Source organism: Cytobacillus sp. GQ23, from assembly GCF_059758675.1.
Genome location: NZ_JCAXER010000008.1, coordinates 120,223 through 135,560 on the forward strand (window position 1 = coordinate 120,223; position 15,338 = coordinate 135,560).

Consider the following 15,338-nt stretch of genomic DNA (forward strand, 5'->3'; position numbering starts at 1 on the left):
TTCAGGTCTCTCCTTAAAATGAGCTTAACTACTCAAGCTCCAGCATAAGATTTTGGGCCTTTATGGCTGCACCAAGAACAACTCCGTTATCACTTAATTCCGAATAGACAATCCTCACTGATTGCTTCAAAGGCTCCCAAATATATAACTCACATTTTTGCTCAATAGCTTCCTTCATTTCAGGTAATTTTTCAATCGTATTGCCGCTCAAAATAATGACTTCAGGATTATAAAGACAAAGGAGATTGCTGATGGCCAATGCAATATATGTGGAGGCTCTATCCATAATATTTACTGCCCAGGGCTCACGGTCCCGGTAGGATTGGAACACATCTTCTATAGAAGAAATATCCTTCACCTTCCTGCTGTCAGCAAGGATTGCTCCTTCCGATATATAGGTTGCGAGACAGCCTATCTTGCCGCAATTGCAGACATTTCCTGTAGGATCAATCACGGTATGCCCTATTTCCCCTGCATTATTGGTTTCCCCTCTGTAAATTTCACCATTAAGCATGATAGAAGAACCAATTCCTGAACCAATTCCTATTAATATGGAATTCTGTGAATTCTTTGCTTTGCCTGTAAAGCTCTCTGCCACAATCTTCATTTTCAATTCATTATCAACTATGACATTAAAAGAGGTAAGCTTTTGCAGATCTTCAGCCAGGCTTGCATCTTTCCACTTTAACTGATCCGATACCTTTACAATCCCGTTTTTATAATCAATATATCCAGGTAAACCGACAGCGAGGCCCAATATTTTAGCTGCAGGTATTTCGTTTTCCTCCATGATCTTTCGAATGACCTTGTCTATTTTATGAAGCGTTTCGATATAACTTTCTGATTCATCTCTTTTACTCTTATGTAACGAAACCATTTCTCCAATATAGTTGACAATTCCAACCTTCAGGAGCGATTTGTCAATTTCAATGCCAATTGTATATAACACATCACCGCGTACTTCCAGTAAGGTTGCTTTTCTCCCTACTCCTGAGGCAACTGCTTCTGTTTCCCTCAGGTATCCTTGCAGCTGAAGCTCAGTGACAATTCTTGTTATGGAGGTCGGGCTCATTCCCGTCATTTTCGCAATTTCAATTCTTGATATAGGAGACTTAGTCCTTATAATATCAAGAACCAGGTTTTTATTTTGTCTTTTCATTAAAAGCTGATCGTGTTTCTCCATTATCCTACCTTCTTTATGCCTGCAGATTTAGACTTCCAACTCTGAAGGTGCATTTAAAGAATCGTGTTGACTCTCGCCTTCATGGGAAAAACCAACATCATCCTTTAAAACTTGAGCACTATTCTGTGCAAGTCCCGTAAAGCTTCCAAAAGAAAACCTCACTTATCCTTTTGGAAGCTTATATTGGAAATCCCCATCTCATTATACACTTTGTTCAAAGCATGAATCCATTTACCTAAAGCTTTTAATGAATCCTACTGCTTCCGTAATATCACGGAAAGGATCTTGGTCCACTTCTCTTTCAATCGTTAAGTAGCCTTGATAATTAATCTCGTTCAAAGCATTGAAGTAAGCCTGGAAATCAACGTTTCCTTTTCCGAGCGGAAGCTCTCTAAAATATTCACCTGAGGCAACCATTTCAGCAATTTTCTCGTGGTCTGTTCCGCCTCCATATCCAAGGAACCCGTATACATCACGGGGATCAGCAGGCTTAAGCCTCTTTCCATCCTTCACATGTGTATGGACAATATAATCTTTTAAAAGCTTAACGCCGACTGCCGGGTCATCTCCTGTTACCATCACCATATTCGCCGGATCAAAATTTACTGATACCCCATTCGTGCTCAGGGTATCAAGAAAGCTTTTGAGCCTGGAGGATGGTTCTGGACCTGTCTCAATGGCAAAATAGGCATTCATGCTGCTTGCATAAACAGCAAGTTCTTCACAAACTGTCTGCATGGCTTCATAGATGTGGCTGTTCTGCTCCTCGGGAATAATGCCAATATGCGTCGTCACTATATTTGTTCCCAATTCTGCAGCGAGATCCAAAATGCGTTTTGATTTTTCGATTTTAACCTGGTTTTGATTAGCATCCTGAAACCCATGCCCTCCAAGGTCACCGCAAAGGGCAGAAATTTCAAGACCCATAGATTCCAAGTAGCTCTTAAGCTGTTTCCGGGAGTTCTGATCCATATTTTCAGGAGCCATTGCTCCTTCAATCGCATATATTTGTACCCCATCAGCCCCCATATCTTTGCAGACCTTAAGTCCTTCGTATAAGGGCAGCCTGAGGCTATCCACCATCACACCAATTTTATTTGCGAGTTTTACAGTCTCCATTTTAAGCAAACGTCACCTCACTTCTCTTATCTGCCGCTTCATAAATGCCAGCGAGGATCTTCATCATTTCTACTCCATCTTCAACAGGCGCCAAAGGATTGGTTTCATTTATGCAACTTGAAACAAAGGAATCAATCTGATTCTGAAAGGCATTGGCAAAATCAAATGTTAAATGATCCATCTGCGGATGAATATTTAAAATGGTGTTATTTTCTTCACTTACAATGGCCAATTCAGGCTCCAGTTCTGCTCCGCCTTTTGTGCCATATAATTTGATGCCGATTTCATCTTGTTTTGCATGAAGTGTATAGGATACATCGACAAATAAAGATGCACCGTTTTCAAACGTAATCAGGGCATTTGCCAAATCTTCTACTGTATTACGGTCTTTTTCATAATCTGCTGCTTTATAAAAGCGTAGATTTTCGACATTGCCTCTGTTCCCCAGCTTGCTGTATACATTCCCGGAAATCGACTTCACTTTTGGTCGGCCCATCAGGTACCAGCATACATCGATGACATGGACACCCAGGTCAATTAAGGGACCTCCCCCAGAGCGATCTTTATCTGCAAACCAGCCACCGGGATTACCCAGACGGCGCAGGCATGATGCTTTTGCATAGTAAATATCGCCTAAAGTTCCTTTATCAGCAAATGCTTTCAGCACTTTTGTATTTGTCGCAAACCTCCGGACGAAACCAACCTGCAGGGTTTTTCCACTATTCCTTACAGCTTCTTCCACTTTTAACGCTTCTTCCACATTCATGGCCAGAGGCTTTTCTACCAGAACATGTTTCCCTGCGTTTAGGGCTCCAACAGAAATTTCGGCATGGCTATTATTCCAGGTGCAAATGCTTACTGCATCAACATTCGGGTCACTATACACCTCTTCTATATTCCTATATACACGTCCTATTCCATACTCCAGCGCCTTCGATTCCGCTCTTTCCGAAGAATAATCAAAAACCCCGTACAGGACAGCATCAGAATTATTGGCAAAAGATTTGAAGTGCATATCAGATATGGATCCGGCTCCTATAATACAGACTCTTAATGGCTCCACTTTCTTCACCCTTTCAAAACCGGCTTGGATTCATTCACTGCCTGCACTTCATTCCATAATCTTCTTACATTATCCATGCCAATTTTGGAACCAGTCCTGCAATCTTCCATGCCTTCAAATTCCACTGTTAAATAACCGTCATAACCTGAGCCCTTTATTAATCTGATAATCTCGCGAATATTTAAGTCGCCGTGGCCGACGATGGCTCCGCGCAGATAGTTTTCATTTACAGTCCTGAACCAGACCCCATCACCCGGGTTCTCAAAATATGGGCGAATATAGAAATCTTTTAAATGGACTGTTGCTGCGTATTTTAGATTCTTTTTCACCCCAACAAGCGGATCCTCATCGATGCAAAGAAAGTTGCCGACATCGAGAGTTGTTTTAAAGTTAGGACGGTCCACCTCATGAATGACCCGCTGTACCCGGTCGCTCGATTGGACATTGAATCCGTGGTTTTCAATGGTTGTCGTAATGCCGTATTGTGCTGCGTAATCTGCAATTTGACGGCTTCCTTCTACCAGCTTATTAAAATGCTTCTCAAAGTAGTGAATCGTCATTTCTTCCGGCTTCAGCTGAAATGCGGTTACATCGTGGCGCATAATCTTAATGCCCATTAGATTAACGATATCCACATGCTCTTTCAGCCGCTCCACTTCTTGCTCGAATGCTTCCTGTGTCGGCTGAACAAAATTGGCTGGCAGGGAATAGGCAGAAAGTTCAATTCCGGCTGCTTCTGCTCTTTTCTTAATTTGAAGTGCCAGCTCCGCATTATCTACAACTGAAAACCCATAAGGGACAATTTCCATATGCTCCCCGCCATTTTCGGCAATCCAGTCAATGACATCCAGAACCGTCATATTGCCATCTCTTAATTCTCTTACTAAACTGTACGTGCTAAGCCCAACCTTCATGAAAATCCTCTCCTATTTCCAGTATTTTAATAGTAAATTTCAGGAATGCTGATATACCGCCTAGTGGCCGATATTTTAAAAATGTGACCGAAAAAATTAACTTCTGACCGATATCTCCTAAAAATGACCGATATATTTAAAAGTTGACTGTTAAACAGGGCAAAGTGACCGATAAATGCCCGCAGAGCGTAAAATCCTTAAGAAAAATCCCATTGAATCGGTACGTTTGGCTAATCCATTAAATGACATGCAACAAAATGATCATCAGCCAGCCCTTTTTTCACCTCTGGCTCCACGGTTCTGCAAATATCCATACAGGAAGGACATCTCGTATGAAAGCGGCACCCGGAAGGAGGGTTAACGGGACTCGGCAAATCTCCCTGCAGGACAATCCGCTCCCTTCTCAGCCTTGGATCCGGGACTGGCACAGACGATAGCAGTGCTTTTGTATAGGGATGCTGCGGATTTGAGAAGATGACATCCTTTGGTCCAGATTCCACGATGGTGCCAAGATACATGACCCCGATGCTGTCGCTGATGTGTTCCACAACACTTAAATCATGAGAAATAAATAGATACGTGAGATTAAATTCGGTCTGCAAATCCTTTAATAAGTTAAGGATTTGAGATTGAATGGAAACATCAAGAGCAGATACAGGTTCATCAGCAATGATTAGCTTGGGCTTCATAATCAGCGCCCTGGCAATGCCGATCCGCTGGCGCTGGCCGCCGCTGAATTCATGGGCATACCGATCTGCATGATGTTCAGTTAAGCCTACAACTTCAAGCATTTCACTGACTAACCTATTACGTTCCGCTTTTGATAGTTTCGTATGGATCACTAGTGGTTCTGCAATAATCTCTCTGACTTTCATTCTTGGATTAAGAGATGCATAGGGGTCCTGAAAGATCATTTGCACCTTTTTCCTTACCAATTTCAGCTGTGATTCTTTCTTTTGTGAAATTTCTTCGCCATCAATCCAGATCTCACCTTGGCTGGGAGTCAGCAGCCTTGAAATCAGCCTTCCTGTAGTAGACTTGCCACAACCGCTTTCTCCAACGAGACTGTATGTAGTTCCCTGCTCAATGCCGAACGACACATCATGAACCGCCTTTAATGATCTCTTTTTGGCAAACATGCCACCCGGAAGCGTGAAAGACTTTTTCAGCCCGTTTATTTTCAGCAGTGTCTCAGGCATATACATTTTTCCTCCCTTCTTCAATCATCCAGCAGCTGCACTTTCTCCCATTTCCCAAATCCGTGGCATTCGGCTCTTCCTCAAAACAAACAGTCATGGCCTCATTGCATCTTGGAGCAAACTTGCAGCCTTTCGGCATATTGCCGGGATCGGGCACATTCCCTTTAATGGATGTCAGTTTATCCTTCCTCTGTCCGATCTTTGGAACAGAACCTATCAGTCCTTTCGTATAAGGATGCTTCGGGCTTTCAAATAACTCGAATACATTCGCTTCCTCTACTATCCGGCCTGCGTACATTACGGATACCCGGTCACACATTTCTGCCACGACCCCCAAATCATGGGTAATCAATAGAACGGACATTCCTTCCTCCCGCTGCAGCTGTTTCATCAATTCAAGTATCTGAGCCTGAATGGTTACATCCAATGCAGTCGTCGGCTCATCTGCTATTAAAAGCTGGGGATTGCAGGACATGGCCATGGCAATCATGATCCTTTGCCGCATCCCCCCGGACAGCTGATGTGGATATTCATACACGATTTCTTCAGCCCGGGGGATTCCGACTTTCTTTAAGATAAATATCACATGCTCCTTTGCCTGTTTTTCGTTTATATCAAGGTGCAGCCTGATGGGCTCCAGCAGCTGTTCCCCTATTTTCATTACAGGATTTAATGAAGTCATCGGCTCCTGGAAGATCATGGCCATTTGTTTTCCGCGGATCTTTCTCATTTCCCTCTCTGTTTTTTGAGTAAGATCTTCACCTTTAAAGTAAATGCTTCCTCCAGATATTTCTCCGCTAGTGCCTTTAAATAATTTCATGATCGACAGGGAGGTTAGACTTTTGCCGCAGCCGGATTCCCCTACGAGTCCAAGTACCTCTCCTTTATTGATATGAAAACTGACACCCCGCAAAATCTTCAGTTTTTCTTTATCCTTTGTAAATTGCGTCTCCAGCTCGCTTACCTGCAATAGCTTCTCCATTTTCTTCAATCTCCCCTATTCATTCTTCGTTTTAGGGTCCAGAACATCCCGGAGCCCATCTCCGACAAGATTGAAAGCAAGTACTGTCAAAAAGATAGCTAATCCCGGCATCATGACAACATGGGAAGCTGTTCCTAAATAATCACGTCCAAGGCTGAGCATAGCTCCCCAATCCGGAGTTTCAGGACTGGCACCGAGACCTAGAAAACTCAAGCTGGAGGCCGCTAAGATTGCCGTACCAATTCTCATCGTAATAAACACGATTAAGCTTCCAAGAGTTTCAGGAAAAATGTGCTTGAACATAATCCTCCGGTGCGAAGCTCCCATTGATTTCGCTGCTTCCACAAAGACGGTCTCTTTCCCCTCTAATGTCGAGCCCCTCACCAGTCTTGCAAAGGAAGGGATGCTGAAAATGGACACGGCGATCACCACATTTGTTAATCCCGGTCCTAAGATGGCCACAATGGCGATTGCGAGCAGCAGATCCGGAAACGCAAACATGACATCACTGCCGCGCATAATAAGACGATCCAGCCAGCCCCCAAAATAGCCGCTCATTAATCCAAGAATGATTCCTCCAGCCGCTCCCAGAAAAACAGCCAGAAAACTGACACCCAGCGAAATTCTCGCACCGACAAGCAAACGGCTGAAAATATCGCGTCCGTATTCATCCGTGCCTGCCCAGTGTTCCTTGCTTGGGCCCTGAAGCGTTGTGTTGTAATCCGGCTCGTAAGGGTCATAGGGTGCAATATACGGTCCAATAATCACGATGATGATCAGCAGCAGAATAAAAAAGCTAGCCCAAAATGCTGTCTTTTGCTTTCTCCAATTTTTAAAAAATTCTTTGACAGGTGAGTACTTTTTCTTTGGAATCACTGGCGTATAAGCATTTACTTCTTTTATGATTTCCATGATTCCCCTCCTCTAGGAAACGTAGCGAATTTTCGGATTCAGCATACTGTACATAATATCCACGATTAAATTAACAAGAATAAATTCAATGGAAAAAAGCAATAGCTCAGCCTGAATGACCGGATAGTCCCTGAAGGCAATAGAGTCGATCAGCAATCGTCCCATCCCCGGAAAACTAAATACGGTTTCTACCACTACTGATCCTCCAAGCAGGAAGCCAAACTGCAGCCCGGCAATGGTTACAACAGGAATTAAAGAGTTTCTAAGTGCATGCTTTGGTATAACAATGGATTCCTTTAACCCTTTCGCTCTTCCTGTCCGGATAAAATCGGCTCGTAACGTCTCAAGTAAAGATGACCGGGTAAACCTGGCAAGCATGGACATGATTCCTGCCCCTAAAGTGAGGGAAGGCAATATATAGCTTTTCCAGCTCTCAGCCCCGCCTGTTGGAAACCACCCAAGCTGGACGGAAAAAATCTGAATAAGAATCAAACCCAGCCAAAATCCCGGCATGGAAATTCCTGAAACGGCTGTGACCATTCCGAAATAATCCGGCCATTTATTTTTGAATACCGCGGACAGTGTGCCAATTAACAATCCAAGTACCAAAGCCCAGCCCATACTCATGAACGTTAAATAGATGGAGGGCATAAAACGGTCTGCAAACATCTCTGAAACCGGGAGACCTGTTTTTAAGGACGTCCCCAGATCTCCTTGAAACAAATTGCTCATGTATGTAATGTATTGATCCCAAATTGGTTTATCGAGCCCCAGCTCCGCCCTGATTATATTGACCTCTTCAAGAGTTGCATCCTTTCCGGCAACTAATCTGGCGGGATCTCCAGGAATTAAATGAGTGAAGAAAAAAATCAATATGGAAACAATAAATAGAATCGGGATCATTTCCAGGATTCTCTTCAAGATATATTGAAGCAAAATGAAACCCCCTTTTTTAGAAGGAAGAGGCATTGGATATTGTCAGCCTTTGCCTCTTCTGCTAGCCTTGCTGTTACTTAAGATTTGCGTCTGTCACATTAATTCCGCCTGTTGGAGAAATGAAGACACCTTCGACATTCGACCTTGAACCAGCCAGAATCTCATCTACCCCAAGGAAGATCCAAGGTGCATCTTTGTAGATAGTTGATTGAATATTATTGTAGACTTCTGCCTGCTTGTCGGGATCTGCTGTCTGATTTACCTCTGTGATCCACTTATCTACATTATCATTTTTGTAATAAGCAGTATTCGCTCCGTCCGGCGGGAATGAACTGCTGCTGAACAATGGCTTCGTTGCATTGGTGGTGTCGGATGGGTATGCAGACCAGCTGACATACCACATTTGTACCTTTGCTTCTTCCGGTGTCTGAGCACCATAAATCTCATCTGATAATGTGCCTTCTTCCATTGATTTAATCTCCACCGTAATGCCAATTTCTTTTAACTGCTGCTGGATAAACTGCATTCCCTTCAATGTGTCGGAATTGGTGTTGCCCCAAATTTCAGCTTTGAAGCCATCTTCAAATCCAGCCTCTTTCATTAATTCTTTTGCTTTCTCAATGTTGTGATCATAGGTTTCCTGTTTAGAATAAAACTGGGTTTTGCTCGGAATAATCGAGTCCAGCGGCAAGCCGTACCCGGAATTGACAACACTTATAAATGCCTCTTTATTTACAGCATAGTTAATGGCCTGGCGAATTCGGACATCATCATATGGTTCTTTCATCGTATTGATGGATACATAACGGGCAATTGTGGAAGGAATTTTATGAATTTCAACATCTGAATTGCTCTCCAATTCCTTTAAGTTTTGTACGGGTGCCGGATAAATCACATGTGCTTCACCTGTTTTAAGCATAGCTACTCGAGAGCCATTTTCCGGAACAGGCTTGTACGTAATCTTTTTCACGCGATCAGCCTTCTTCCAATAATCATCAAACCTTTCAACTGTTAAATGGTCCCCTTGAACCCATTCCACAAATTTAAATGGACCGGTGCCAACTGGTGTTTTGGCGATATCGCTTGAGGAATCATTGATCAGCTTCGGGCTTAAGATTTTAGCGGAAACAAATCTTGTCAGCATTCCTGCATATGGTTCTTTTAAAGTGACTTTAATCTGATAATCATCAATCACGTCAATGCTGGTGATAAGATTAAATCCGCGGCTGTTTAACCGGAGGCTTTCATCCTTCATAATTCTTTCAAAGCTGGTCTTAACCGCCTCTGCATTGAACGGCTCTCCATCATGGAAGGTTACACCCTGGCGGAGCTTGAATGTATATTCGAGTGCATTATCACTGACACTGTATTCCTCAGCCAGCTGCGGAATGATTTGCCCTTCTTCATCTGATCCCAGCAATCCCTCTAACATAGCTGTCTGGACGGAATTTGAATTCGTATCTCCCGTATTATGCGGGTCCATTGAAATGAAGTTTTCATTAACAGCAATGACTAACTCCTGATCCTTGCCGCTTGCTGATTTCCCTGAATTCTCCTTTTCAGAAGTACCACCGCTTTCTTCGCTGGAACAGCCAGCCAGTAAAATGGCAAACACAAAAGCAACAAACAGCATTTTCCACACGTTTACCCTTCTCAAATTGCTTTCCCCCTTGAACATGTTTGTTTTTGTTGTTTTTCACAGTTGTTTTATCTAAAAGAGCTTAAAATTGACAATTATTTTCACCATGTTAGTAAATATATTAAACAACCTATGTATTTTCGGTATAAAAAGGTTATTTACATATTATTTTCTCCACTGGTGAAAATAATTAAATTTATTATAGATTGATAATCTTGTAATTTCAATAGTGTATTCAGAAAATTTTATATTTTTTTAATTTTTATCCAGGTTTTATCTATTCTTTTTCAAAGATCTTGATACCTAAAATTTGTCAACAGTAAGATTAACAGGAAAACAAAATATAAAAGACCAGGCACATCAGTATCTGGTCAAATAATGGCTTATTCACTATGCTGTTTTCAGCTTTCTCTTAATCTTAGCAACAAAGACTTCAAGGATTACTGCAACGGCCAAAAAAATAAGTAATAGCCCCAATTTCCCTCGTATCCAGGTAAAAGCTGCTTGCCATGAACATGTCAAATCCAATTCCGCCGGCTCCTGCTGCTGCTCCCATGGCAACGGCTACTGCAAAGTTAATCTCAAAGCGGAGAAATGTCCAGGCGTTCCCATGTTATGCTGTATCCTGCTGAAATCAGCCTTTGAACCATTTCATAAGAGAGCTTATGCCTCCGCTCAACAATCGGCTGGCACAGCGATTCTATTGCCTTATGCCCAGGTTCGATAAAATAGCCCAGAATGTGCACCCGGCGTCCCCTGTCAAAGTCAAAAGCAGAAATTTCAATACCGGGGATCACCACCACTCCATACCTTTTTCCACGAATAATTGCTTCCTGCAGCCCCTTTGTCGTGTCATGGTTTGTAATGGCCAAATGTGTAACCTCATTGGCAATGGCCAGATTCAATACTTCATCAATCGAAAGTGGACAATCAGAAACATTTGTATGGCAATGCAGCTCTGCTTTCATTTCATTCCTCCTATTCAAAGCCTTTTATAATAAAATAACTTGGTGCCATGTCAAATAGGTTAATGGGATGTAAATTTCTGTTAAGAATATGTAATTCTCATTTTTGATTTTTCAGTTTGATAGAACTGCCTTATTAAAAACCCGGCATTAAAGCAACTGACCGATAAATTGTGAAAGTGACAGATATACCGTGAAAGTGACTGATTTATGCTAGTTTTGTCCGATAAACTCTCGAAAGTGACCGATATCCCCATTTGGAAGACAGCTTTTTCAAGAAAATCTTCACGAAAAAGGCCAACTCCCAAAAAGTCGGCCCATTTCTGTTGTATTATTTAGTTTTGCTGCTGTCTTCCTGATTGTCTGACAGCAATTCTTTTGTTGAACTTTTAAATTCCCTCAAAGTCGAGCCGAATGCTCGGCCAATTTCCGGCAGCTTCGATGGACCGAAAATGATAAGTGCGATAACTAATACTAATATTAGTCCAGGTATACCTATATTTTGCAGCATGTTCATCCCTCCTGCTGAGTATTGTTACTAACCGTCTTGATCAAACGGTTTTTGCGGCAGCCAATGTTTTTGTCTTCCCTAAAGCTCTTAAAGGCCTCTTACATACATTCCCATAAGCATCAAGTGCATGCACCTCAATTTGATAGGCTGTATTTGCCTCTAATCCTTCAATTGTTAACGTCAACGGGTTTGGCACAGGATCTTTATAGAATTCCGAGAAAGCAAGAAATTCCTTCACAACTTTCTCTGAATTTGCATGTCTTGCCACTACCTTGTAGTCATGAACCAGCAGGTCATCCTTGGCTTGAGTAAACATAATGGCTATGCCAGTGGCTGAAGTCATTCCATGATTAATGGAAAGCATCGCATCTTTTGTAAAAAAAGGTGCCTGCTTATCCCTGTCTTCTGTGTAAGAGAATTTCCGCTTATTTGCCGGATAGTTTATTTCAAATGGCTCACCTGTCCAATCATTATGATGAATATCGCGTCGCCTGATCAGCACCTTATTATTATGTACTTCTACAATTAATGCCTGATTCAGGACATCTGCACCCTCAGGCACTTCCCCTTGAATTCTGCCGGCATCCAGCCACAAATAGGCGCCAGTTGAGGTTCCAATTGAAGTAAAATCCTTCTGGTGAATGATTCTCGGGTCATCAAGAGGATAGTGCGTATGACCGGAAAATGAGATGACTTGCGGATATTCCTTTAAAGTGTTGTAAAAAAGGTCTCTATTTTGAGTAAAGCCCCATTCGCTCCCATAGACCGTCCCTTTAATCGGCTGATGGTGAAAGACAAAAATTGGCTTTTTCCAATCATCTTCATGTGCAATCTTCAGCTGCTCACCCAGCCAATTAATTTGTTCAACGGAGAATGTGCCCTCTGTTAATCCATCTTCTGTTCCCAGAATGATAAAATGGCAGCCTTTGATTACCTTGTGATAGCAGATAGATTCCATGCCTGTTTTTGTTAGGAATCGCTTTTGTGCATCTGCTGTTGATAAGCCATTCCAATAGTCATGATTTCCGATGGCAAACATGGAAACGGTACCAGGCTGTTTGTGGGCATTATAAGCTGACATAAACTTATCGAATTCGGATTCATATCCATAATCTGTTAAATCCCCCACAACCAAAAACGCATCCTGCTTCGGAACAGCCTTATTTAGTTGTTCTAAAGTTGTTATAAACTTTTCGAGTGTTTTATTGCTGCTGTTATGTATATGAATGTCACTAATTACCGGGAAAACTAAATCCGGTTTCCCAGCAGAATTCATAATCGAAGCAGAAGAGGCGGCACTTGCTGTTATTAAATTAAGAGAGTTAGCAAGAGATAATCCAATTGTTGCACTGGCAGCTAAGGTAGTTTTTTGCAAAAAGGCACGGCGATCCATTTCTTTTTTAAATATATTTCCATCTCTTTGTCCAGTCCGATTATCATTCATGATTAATAAATTCCTTCCCCAATTTATCCATATTCCTCTTAACACCGTCCCTTATTAACATCGTGGGCCTGCATTAGCCTATTCTTTTTCCAGCGGCAGCGGATCAATGCTCTGGTCGTTGGCTGTTAAATCAATACCGAAGTCTTTGGCAAAAACCATATGCGTCTCTGCTAAAACACCTTCATGATTTTCATCTAAATTAAACACTCTCGCTCCCCGAAGTCTGTTCCTGTCGGGGCCTGAAAGACCGTAAGTGCCAAAACCTGTATTTCCGGCATATCCCAGCAGAATTCCATAGTAGTTACCGCAATATGTATTAATATGGTCATGGCCGCAGAATACTCCCTTAACATCCCCTCTGTCGAGCATGGCTGTGAACAAGCCGCTGTTGATCGGGCCGGGGCACTCATCTTCATTCCGCTCTCCATTGATTTGATGCCTGGCCACAGCCAAATCATGCCCGGCCTGTGTTCTGCCATCCACACTGCCCCACCACATAAAACGGTGCTCCCATAGAGGAATATGAATGAATACAAGTGATGGCACTTTATATCCATACCGCTTTTCTATTGCTTTGGATCTTTCATAGTACCAACTGACCTGATTAAATCGCAGCCAATCCCATGTTGGATAGCCTTTGAAATCCTGGCCTGCGATCGTTTGAGGGGCATATCTGCCGCTGTCTAAAAGCCATAGATTAAATGCTGCCTTATTTCCTCTGGATTTTTTGATTAATAGATTCATATTACCTGTTCCCGTAAGACCTTTTTGTCCAGGAGTGTTCATATTATGCTTGTATTTCATATAGAACTTGAGCATATCGCTCTCATCCATGCCGCTCTTTGGAGTTGAGTCCTCATCATGATTTCCAAACGTAGCCGCCCATCGGATTCCCCTTTTTTCCATTGGCTGGACGACATTATTCATGGCTTGTTTCATTTCTAATTCTGTATCACAGCCGCCTGCTATATTGTCACCATTTAAAACGACAAAATCAGGCTTCTCAGAATCCAACACCTTTTCCATCAGCTGTATGGTCCGTATGTCGATCCGTTCATCATCCTGGGTATCATTAAATTGAACAATTTTAAATTTCCCATTAGAATTGAAGGAAAGTCTCGGCCCTTCCAGCTTTTCACTGATCTCTTCCGCTTGGACCTTACTTTCGAATAAGTCTCCTGGTAAACCTGCGGCTGCCATGGTTAAAGCTAGAGTCCCTGCTCCTCCTGCTTTAATAAATGTTCTTCTGTCCATCCCTTTATTTTCATTTTCTTTCTTCATCAGTCTTACCTCCATGAATTAATAAATAATAATTTCCCCTGCACCTAAAATTCTAGAGTAAGTCTATTAAAGAAGTATTAATTTCAATAGATTGTTTAGTAAAGAAAACAAAGACAAAAAGAGAAACAAAAAAAAGGATTTCCATGATCATCGGAGGTTAATAGGAAGGAAGAAGGAAATTCGGGACTTTTCTCTCTTTGTATTCTTTTGTTTACCTTTCTGTTTTTAAACTTTTAAACAAATTAATATTCTTGACCTCAATTTTTAAAACTCAAGCCCTATACTTATCCATAACATGAAAGCGGGGGTTGTAATTAATGAAAAAAGGATTGGTTGCGGAAAGGCACAGGAGGATTATCAGGGAATTAGAAATAAAAAATAAAGTAAGTGTAGCGGATCTCTCCAAAAAATTAAGTGTAACGCCGGAAACCATCCGGAATGATCTGAGACGGCTTGAGAGGAGAAACAAATTACGAAGAATCCATGGAGGCGCCATATGCTATTTTGGCTTAGAGAAGGAGCAGCAACTAAATAAAAGGATTGGTAAAAGCCTTCCCATTAAAAAGAAAATTGGTCAAGCTGCCGCAGGCTTTATTTCCGATGGAGAAACAATCGTTTTGGATGTCGGGTCCACAACTCTTCATATAGCTGATTCGATTGAAAATGTTGAGAACGTGACGATCGTAACTAATTCCCTGGCCGCCGCAGACATTTTAAATACAAGAATGGAAAATCAATTGTTCAATGGCAAGGTCATTCTGATCGGCGGGACAGTCAATCCTCTGCAGCGCTCCACATCAGGTTCATTAACTAACCAGATGCTGGGACACTTTTTCTTTGATAAGGCCTTTATCTCTTGTGGAGGAATGAACCTCGAAGGAATATGCGATTATAATATGGATGAAGCCGCCGCCTCCTCCATTATGATTAAAAGATCTAAACAGGTTTATGTGGCAGCCGATTCCTCAAAACTGAACCAAAGGGCATTTTTCCATATCAGCCCTTTTTCAGCTATTGATTTTGTTATTACTGATGCGGATATGCCGGAGAATTGGCCGGAAGAGGAAATCAAGTTTAATGGGCTAAAATGGGTGAAAGTCTATACATAAAATGAAAAGAGAAAACCTGTCTCGATTCGGGATTGTTTATTTCCCTATAATTCGGAAACATTAATTACATATATCAAAAAG

Annotated in this window: 14 protein-coding genes and 1 pseudogene; 1 reads left to right on the plus strand and 14 read right to left on the minus strand. The window is 42.0% G+C overall.

What is annotated here, in order from left to right; genetic code table 11:
• Positions 1-28 precede the first annotated feature (28 nt).
• The 14 genes and pseudogenes from AC6CHU_RS08745 to AC6CHU_RS08810 form a co-directional block, all read right to left on the minus strand.
• Positions 29-1,183 carry an ROK family transcriptional regulator gene (locus AC6CHU_RS08745; protein ID WP_159862996.1) on the minus strand — a complete coding sequence of 385 codons (1,155 nt, stop codon included), beginning with the start codon at positions 1,181-1,183 and terminating at the stop codon, positions 29-31.
• A 231-nt stretch (positions 1,184-1,414) separates the two neighbouring features.
• Positions 1,415-2,302 (minus strand): sugar phosphate isomerase/epimerase family protein, encoded by an 888-nt coding sequence (locus AC6CHU_RS08750; protein ID WP_498121281.1) that lies wholly within the window; start codon positions 2,300-2,302, stop codon positions 1,415-1,417.
• A gap of 1 nt (position 2,303) precedes the next feature.
• Positions 2,304-3,365 (minus strand): Gfo/Idh/MocA family oxidoreductase, encoded by a 1,062-nt coding sequence (locus AC6CHU_RS08755; protein ID WP_159862995.1) that lies wholly within the window; start codon positions 3,363-3,365, stop codon positions 2,304-2,306.
• A 5-nt stretch (positions 3,366-3,370) separates the two neighbouring features.
• On the minus strand, positions 3,371-4,279 hold the full coding sequence (locus AC6CHU_RS08760) for a sugar phosphate isomerase/epimerase family protein (RefSeq protein ID WP_159862994.1): 909 nt from the start codon (positions 4,277-4,279) through the stop codon (positions 3,371-3,373).
• 230 nt (positions 4,280-4,509) lie between these two features.
• Positions 4,510-5,478 carry an ABC transporter ATP-binding protein gene (locus AC6CHU_RS08765; protein ID WP_251284193.1) on the minus strand — a complete coding sequence of 323 codons (969 nt, stop codon included), beginning with the start codon at positions 5,476-5,478 and terminating at the stop codon, positions 4,510-4,512.
• Positions 5,471-6,460 carry an ABC transporter ATP-binding protein gene (locus tag AC6CHU_RS08770; protein WP_498121283.1) on the minus strand — a complete coding sequence of 330 codons (990 nt, stop codon included), beginning with the start codon at positions 6,458-6,460 and terminating at the stop codon, positions 5,471-5,473. The genes AC6CHU_RS08765 and AC6CHU_RS08770 overlap by 8 nt, the downstream gene beginning before the upstream one ends.
• A gap of 15 nt (positions 6,461-6,475) precedes the next feature.
• Positions 6,476-7,372: an ABC transporter permease gene (locus tag AC6CHU_RS08775; protein ID WP_251284191.1), complete on the minus strand. Its 897-nt coding sequence runs from the start codon at positions 7,370-7,372 to the stop codon at positions 6,476-6,478.
• Between the two features lie 12 nt (positions 7,373-7,384).
• A complete protein-coding gene (gene nikB / locus AC6CHU_RS08780) occupies positions 7,385-8,308 on the minus strand; it encodes a nickel ABC transporter permease (RefSeq protein ID WP_159862991.1) in 924 nt (307 codons plus the stop codon).
• Positions 8,309-8,381: 73 nt separating this feature from the next.
• Positions 8,382-9,965, minus strand: coding sequence for a glutathione ABC transporter substrate-binding protein (locus tag AC6CHU_RS08785; protein WP_251284190.1), 1,584 nt, complete (start codon positions 9,963-9,965; stop codon positions 8,382-8,384).
• A 372-nt stretch (positions 9,966-10,337) separates the two neighbouring features.
• A pseudogene (locus AC6CHU_RS08790) lies at positions 10,338-10,551 on the minus strand (phosphonate ABC transporter permease); the annotation flags it as partial.
• Positions 10,529-10,915, minus strand: a complete 387-nt coding sequence (locus AC6CHU_RS08795) for a PHP domain-containing protein (protein ID WP_236566152.1) — start codon at positions 10,913-10,915, stop codon at positions 10,529-10,531. The gene AC6CHU_RS08795 and the pseudogene AC6CHU_RS08790, both read right to left, overlap by 23 nt.
• Positions 10,916-11,243: 328 nt before the next feature.
• Positions 11,244-11,423 carry a twin-arginine translocase TatA/TatE family subunit gene (locus AC6CHU_RS08800; protein WP_159862989.1) on the minus strand — a complete coding sequence of 60 codons (180 nt, stop codon included), beginning with the start codon at positions 11,421-11,423 and terminating at the stop codon, positions 11,244-11,246.
• 40 nt (positions 11,424-11,463) lie between these two features.
• Entirely contained in the window at positions 11,464-12,867 is a 1,404-nt protein-coding gene (locus AC6CHU_RS08805; RefSeq protein WP_251284189.1) for a metallophosphoesterase, read from the minus strand.
• A 78-nt stretch (positions 12,868-12,945) separates the two neighbouring features.
• Positions 12,946-14,148, minus strand: coding sequence for a metallophosphoesterase (locus AC6CHU_RS08810; protein WP_159862987.1), 1,203 nt, complete (start codon positions 14,146-14,148; stop codon positions 12,946-12,948).
• 317 nt (positions 14,149-14,465) lie between these two features.
• Here AC6CHU_RS08810 and AC6CHU_RS08815 point away from each other — a divergent pair, with 317 nt between their 5' ends.
• The gene (locus AC6CHU_RS08815; protein WP_159862986.1) at positions 14,466-15,257 is read left to right on the plus strand and encodes a DeoR/GlpR family DNA-binding transcription regulator; all 792 of its coding nucleotides are present in this window, start codon (positions 14,466-14,468) and stop codon (positions 15,255-15,257) included.
• The last annotated feature ends 81 nt before the right edge of the window (positions 15,258-15,338 follow it).

Coding starts and splice junctions, on each gene's coding strand:
- AC6CHU_RS08745 (WP_159862996.1), bottom strand. CDS start 1,183: ATGGAGAAACACGATCAGCTTTTAATGAAAAGACAAAATAAAAACCTG.
- AC6CHU_RS08750 (WP_498121281.1), bottom strand. CDS start 2,302: ATGGAGACTGTAAAACTCGCAAATAAAATTGGTGTGATGGTGGATAGC.
- AC6CHU_RS08760 (WP_159862994.1), bottom strand. CDS start 4,279: ATGAAGGTTGGGCTTAGCACGTACAGTTTAGTAAGAGAATTAAGAGAT.
- AC6CHU_RS08765 (WP_251284193.1), bottom strand. CDS start 5,478: ATGCCTGAGACACTGCTGAAAATAAACGGGCTGAAAAAGTCTTTCACG.
- AC6CHU_RS08770 (WP_498121283.1), bottom strand. CDS start 6,460: ATGGAGAAGCTATTGCAGGTAAGCGAGCTGGAGACGCAATTTACAAAG.
- AC6CHU_RS08775 (WP_251284191.1), bottom strand. CDS start 7,372: ATGGAAATCATAAAAGAAGTAAATGCTTATACGCCAGTGATTCCAAAG.
- AC6CHU_RS08795 (WP_236566152.1), bottom strand. CDS start 10,915: ATGAAAGCAGAGCTGCATTGCCATACAAATGTTTCTGATTGTCCACTT.
- AC6CHU_RS08800 (WP_159862989.1), bottom strand. CDS start 11,423: ATGCTGCAAAATATAGGTATACCTGGACTAATATTAGTATTAGTTATC.
- AC6CHU_RS08805 (WP_251284189.1), bottom strand. CDS start 12,867: ATGAATGATAATCGGACTGGACAAAGAGATGGAAATATATTTAAAAAA.
- AC6CHU_RS08810 (WP_159862987.1), bottom strand. CDS start 14,148: ATGAAGAAAGAAAATGAAAATAAAGGGATGGACAGAAGAACATTTATT.
- AC6CHU_RS08815 (WP_159862986.1), top strand. CDS start 14,466: ATGAAAAAAGGATTGGTTGCGGAAAGGCACAGGAGGATTATCAGGGAA.